General features: G+C 57.7%; 4 protein-coding genes. 1 reads left to right on the forward strand and 3 read right to left on the reverse strand.

The window, feature by feature from the left end:
* Positions 1-74 precede the first annotated feature (74 nt).
* Complete coding sequence (gene uvrB, locus HA43_RS18265; protein WP_039383316.1) at positions 75-2,096, reverse strand: excinuclease ABC subunit UvrB; 2,022 nt, start codon at positions 2,094-2,096, stop codon at positions 75-77.
* 897 nt (positions 2,097-2,993) lie between these two features.
* On the opposite strand from uvrB, the gene HA43_RS18270 reads away from it, so the two are divergent.
* A complete protein-coding gene (locus HA43_RS18270) occupies positions 2,994-3,710 on the forward strand; it encodes an ABC transporter ATP-binding protein (RefSeq protein WP_094112315.1) in 717 nt (238 codons plus the stop codon).
* A 22-nt stretch (positions 3,711-3,732) separates the two neighbouring features.
* Here HA43_RS18270 and bioD read toward each other — a convergent pair whose 3' ends face one another.
* Positions 3,733-4,401, reverse strand: coding sequence for a dethiobiotin synthase (gene bioD, locus HA43_RS18275; RefSeq protein ID WP_071669003.1), 669 nt, complete (start codon positions 4,399-4,401; stop codon positions 3,733-3,735).
* Positions 4,398-5,083 (reverse strand): malonyl-ACP O-methyltransferase BioC (gene bioC / locus HA43_RS18280; RefSeq protein ID WP_094112316.1); only part of this gene is annotated, 686 nt, incomplete at its 5' end. The genes bioC and bioD, both read right to left, overlap by 4 nt.

A 5,083-nucleotide genomic window follows, 5' to 3' on the forward strand; every position in this document is an offset into this window, starting at 1 on the left:
CATGGCGCCCTGGCCAAGTATAAACCCGGTGGTGAATGGATGCGGCCCCTGCGGAATGCAGTACGGGTTGGTGGTTATGAGGCGGCGATAAACAGTTCGCGCAGCTCATGCAGCCGGTCGCGCAGGCTGGCGGCTTCTTCAAACTCCAGGTTTTGCGCATGCTGCTGCATCTGCGCTTCCAGTTCGTGAATTTTCTTCTGCATCGCCTGTGGCGTAAGCGCCAGGTAATCAGCATCATTCTCTGCTGCCGTGCGCGTGGCCGTTTTGCCTTTGCCGCGCGTTTTCACCACGTTTTTGCCCAGCTCAAGAATATCCGTGATCTTCTTATTCAGCCCCTGCGGCACAATGCCGTGCTCGGTGTTGTAGCGCTCCTGCTTCTCGCGACGTCGCTCTGTCTCTTCAATCGCGCGTGCCATAGAGGGCGTGATTTTATCAGCATAAAGAATCGCTTTGCCGTTCACGTTACGCGCTGCACGACCAATCGTCTGGATCAGGGAGCGTTCTGAACGCAGGAAGCCCTCTTTGTCGGCGTCGAGAATCGCCACCAGGGAGACCTCTGGCATATCAAGTCCCTCACGCAGCAGGTTAATCCCTACCAGCACGTCAAACTCGCCCAGGCGCAGGTCGCGAATAATCTCCATGCGCTCAACGGTATCGATATCAGAGTGCAGATAGCGCACCTTCTCACCATGCTCTTCAAGATATTCAGTAAGGTCTTCAGCCATACGCTTGGTCAGCGTCGTCACCAGCACGCGTTCGTTGATCTCCACGCGTTTGCGGATTTCAGAGAGCAGGTCATCCACCTGTGTGCCGACCGGGCGCACCTCAAGGATGGGATCGAGCAGACCTGTCGGACGCACCACCTGATCGATCACTTCCGTGCCCGATTTTTCCAGCTCATATTTACCCGGCGTAGCTGAAACATAAATGGTCTGCGGAGCCAGCGCCTCAAACTCTTCGAAACGAAGCGGACGGTTGTCCAGCGCGGACGGCAGGCGGAAGCCGTACTCCACCAGCGTCTCTTTACGCGCGCGGTCGCCGCGATACATGCCGCCAATCTGCGGAATCGTGACGTGCGACTCATCCACCACCAGCAGACCATCGGCCGGCAGATAGTCAAACAGGGTCGGCGGCGCTTCACCCGGTCCGCGTCCCGAGAGATAGCGGGAGTAGTTCTCAATCCCCGAGCAGTAACCCAGCTCGTTCATCATCTCCAGGTCAAACTGGGTGCGCTGCGTAATGCGCTGCTCTTCCAGCAGCTTGTTGTTTTCCAGCAGCACCTTACGGCGCAGGGCCAGCTCATCTTTGATCTCTTCCATCGCCTGCAGGATGCGCTCGCGCGGCGTAACGTAGTGCGTTTTGGGATAGATGGTAAAGCGCGGGATCACTGACTCAATTTGTCCGGTAAGCGGATCAAATAGTGAGAGCCGCTCAACCTCTTCATCAAACAGCTCCACCCGCAGAGCCATATCGTCGGACTCCGCCGGGAAGATATCGATCACCTCCCCGCGCACGCGGAACGTACCGCGCTGAAACGCCTGATCGTTACGCGCATACTGCAGCTCAGCCAGACGCCGTAAAATACTGCGCTGATCGATGATCATACCGCGCGTCAGATGCAGCATCATTTTCAGATAGAGATCGGGATCGCCCAGACCATAAATTGCCGAGACCGACGCGACCACGATGACATCGCGTCGTTCCAGCATCGCTTTGGTGGCGGAGAGGCGCATCTGCTCAATGTGCTCGTTCACCGCCGCATCTTTTTCGATAAAGGTGTCAGAACTCGGCACATAGGCTTCAGGCTGATAGTAGTCATAGTAAGAGACGAAAAATTCTACCGCGTTGTCCGGAAAAAACTCTTTCATCTCCCCATAGAGCTGCGCCGCCAGCGTTTTATTAGGCGCCAGAACCATCGTCGGCCGGTTGAGATCGGCAATCACATTGGCAACGGTAAAGGTTTTGCCCGATCCCGTTACGCCGAGCAGGGTCTGATGCGCAAGGCCATCTTCCAGCCCCTCCTCCAGACGGCGGATCGCTTCAGGCTGATCGCCTGAAGGCTTAAAGGCGGAGTTGAGTTTAAAGACTTTGCTCATGATTTCAGAATTCCTGCTGAAGAAAAGGGCTGGCAGGCTGATAATTCTACTCTGCTATGGCGATTTTGCCAGAAAAAAACACTGGATATATTTACAGATAAACGCCACGATGGTCCTGCTGCCCGTGGCGCCGCTTCAGAGGCATTAAAGCGGCAGCTGGCTAAAATATGTCGCGCCAGGTTATCCCCAGGCGGGCCGGGCTTTTAACAATTGTCAAGAGAACGTCATTAAAATGCAGCGGTAAAATTCAGCCGGAGTTTTACAGGCTTGCTTTTAGATAACATACTGAATTTGATGAAAATAGACCAAAAGCCCAGTTTCGCAGCATAATGTATCCAGGCCGCGTATTTCCTCGCTTGCGCCCGGTTTTCAGTCGCTAATGCACAAGGTTATCCACAGGAATAGTGGATAAGTGAAGCCAGCCCCGAGCCCGCAGGCTGTGTATAAAAAATCCCGCCCTCTTCTGCGCTAACAAAAAAATTTTTTTATGATTATTTTTCCAGCAGGGCTGGCGCAATTAACTATTCTTTTTTGATTCCACAGCGCCGCCACGCCTGGGCTGCGCTGTTTTCCTGCACTGGACCGCTGCCTTATTAATGAACAGATGCACCAGAAAAGCTTAGTAATCAGCACCGTCAAAGTGCAGCAGCTTAATCACCCCTTTTCACAGTTAAGATTTCCTGATGTGTAAGGCACAATTACGGGCATTTATTAACGCCAGAAACGCAGGATTATCGATCTGGCCCGTTGATTGCATCTCTTTTCCGGCGGCAGAACATTCAGGTTTAACAGGGACGCCCTGATGTCTGATACCACCGCGTTACTTAATCTGTCACTGCATGCCAGACGACACAGAGCGGGTGCATTCAGGCTAACTATCTGTAAGGAGAAGATCAGATGCTGAGTTTACGTTCGGTGAATCAGTTTTATGGCCAGAATCAGATTCTGTGGGATGTCGATCTTGATCTGCCTCCGGGATCCTGCACTGGCGTGCTGGGCAGTCCGGGGATGGGGAAAACCACGCTGGTAAACTGCATTATGGGCCATCTGCCGGTCAACAGCGGCTCTATCTGCTGGCAGGAGGCGGGCTATCCGCCGGAGAACCTGCTGCTGCAGCCCGCCGTGCAGCGGGCGCGGATGGGCATCGGATATGTGCCGCAAAAGCGCCATATCTTTACGCAGATGAGCGTTGAGGACAATCTGCTGATCGCCCTGCTGGCGGCTGAAGATGAGCGCAACCGCGCCATTCCGGAGATGGTGTTTGAGCTGTTTCCCGCGCTCTATTCACTGCGCCATCAGCGCAGCGGTGAGCTGCCGGTTAATCTGCAGCAGCAGCTGGCACTGGCGCGCGCGCTGGTGCTGAAACCGCGCCTGCTGATCCTCGATGAGCCTTCCGGTACGATGTCGCCGTGGCTGGAGGAGGAGACGGGCAACCTGATCCGGCGGCTCAACCGGGAGTATGGCCTGACCATCCTGCTGCTGGAGCAGCACGTCTCGTTTATACGCCGCGTCGCCGACTACTTTCTGCTGCTGCACCGCGGACGTAATGTGGCGCAGGGGCGCGTTGCGCAGCTGGACGATCTTACCGTGAACAAATGGCTGACGCCGGCCTGATCTCTTAAGGGATGCTTATCGCTCAGGGCAGCGTCAGGTAGCGTCCGCAGGTCGCCTGCTCCGTCCCGGACGCCAGCCAGGGGATTTCGCCCAGAAACGGCGCGTCGATGCGCTGGCGCAGCGACGCAATATATTCACGATGCCGCTTGCCCGGCGGCTGAATATCGTTTGCGATCCAGCCTGCCAGTGGTAAGCCGGCTGCCTTGATCGCCGCAGCGGTCAGCATGGCGTGATTAATACAGCCCAGCTTTACGCCCACCACCAGGATCACCGGCAGCTGCTCTGCGATGACCCAGTCCGCATAGGTCTGCGTCTCAGAAAGCGGCGTAAACCAGCCGCCCGCCCCCTCAACCAGCAGCCATTCAGCCTGCGCTTCCACGCTGCGCAGACCCGCCGAGAGCTGTGCAAAGTCGATCGGCCTGCCCTCTTCTGCGCTCACGATATGCGGTGAGGTCGGCTCCATAAATGCCAGCGGGTTAACCTGTTCATAGCGCAGCGGCACGCTGCTGTAGCGCTGCAGCGCCAGCGCATCGCTGTTGCGCACGCCCTCCGCCGTCATCTCACAGCCCGACGCTACCGGTTTATAACCTGCCGTACGCAGCCCGGCAGCGCTGGCCGCCTGCAGCAGCGCGCCGCTGGCAACTGTTTTTCCCACTTCGGTGTCGGTTCCGGTGATAAACCAGCGTTTCATTTTTGCAAAACTCCATACATCAGGTGATAAGTGAGGCGATAGCCCTGTTCATCCTGCGGCCAGTGCCGCTCAAGCTGCGCCAGCTGCTGACGCGTCAGTACGCTGTTGCTGCGTCCGCCGTGCAGGTGGGTCGCGCCAATTCCCTTCAGCGAGCGCATCGCACTCAGCGCATCCGGAAAGTGCAGCGTGATGATCTGCTGCGTGCTGCGCAGCGGCTGCGCCCGCGCGGCAGCGGTAACCTCACCGGCCTGAAGAAAGCGGTTGGCGTGACGACGGGAATCTATCGCTGCCCATGCGCGATCCACCTCCGGCAGCGATCCCGCCAGCAGCGTGGAAAAAAGCGCGGTGCCGCCGGGCCGCAGCACGCGATAAAATTGCTGCAGAGCCACGCTCAGATCGCTGCTCCACTGCACCGCCAGGTTGCTCCAGACGCCATCCACGCTGCCGTCCGCCAGCGGCAGCCGGTCGATATCACCCTGCAGATAATGGTGCGCCGATCGCTGCGCGCGCGCGGCGTCCAGCATCGGCAAAGAGAGATCGAGCGCGGTTACCCGACGGTCGCGATCGCGCCAGTACCGGCTGTACCAGCCGGTGCCGCAGCCGGCATCGAGCAGGTGCGGACCAAATCCGGCTGGCGCACAGGCCAGCAGCGCATCGCCGCTCAGGCGCTGCAGCTGCGGCG

The organism is Pantoea eucrina (genome assembly GCF_002095385.1).
Lineage (GTDB): Bacteria > Pseudomonadota > Gammaproteobacteria > Enterobacterales > Enterobacteriaceae > Pantoea > Pantoea eucrina.

Bases quoted from the DNA above. Each gene is read 5' to 3' on its own strand.
- uvrB (WP_039383316.1), bottom strand. From the start codon at position 2,096: ATGAGCAAAGTCTTTAAACTCAACTCCGCCTTTAAGCCTTCAGGCGAT.
- HA43_RS18270 (WP_094112315.1), top strand. From the start codon at position 2,994: ATGCTGAGTTTACGTTCGGTGAATCAGTTTTATGGCCAGAATCAGATT.
- bioD (WP_071669003.1), bottom strand. From the start codon at position 4,401: ATGAAACGCTGGTTTATCACCGGAACCGACACCGAAGTGGGAAAAACA.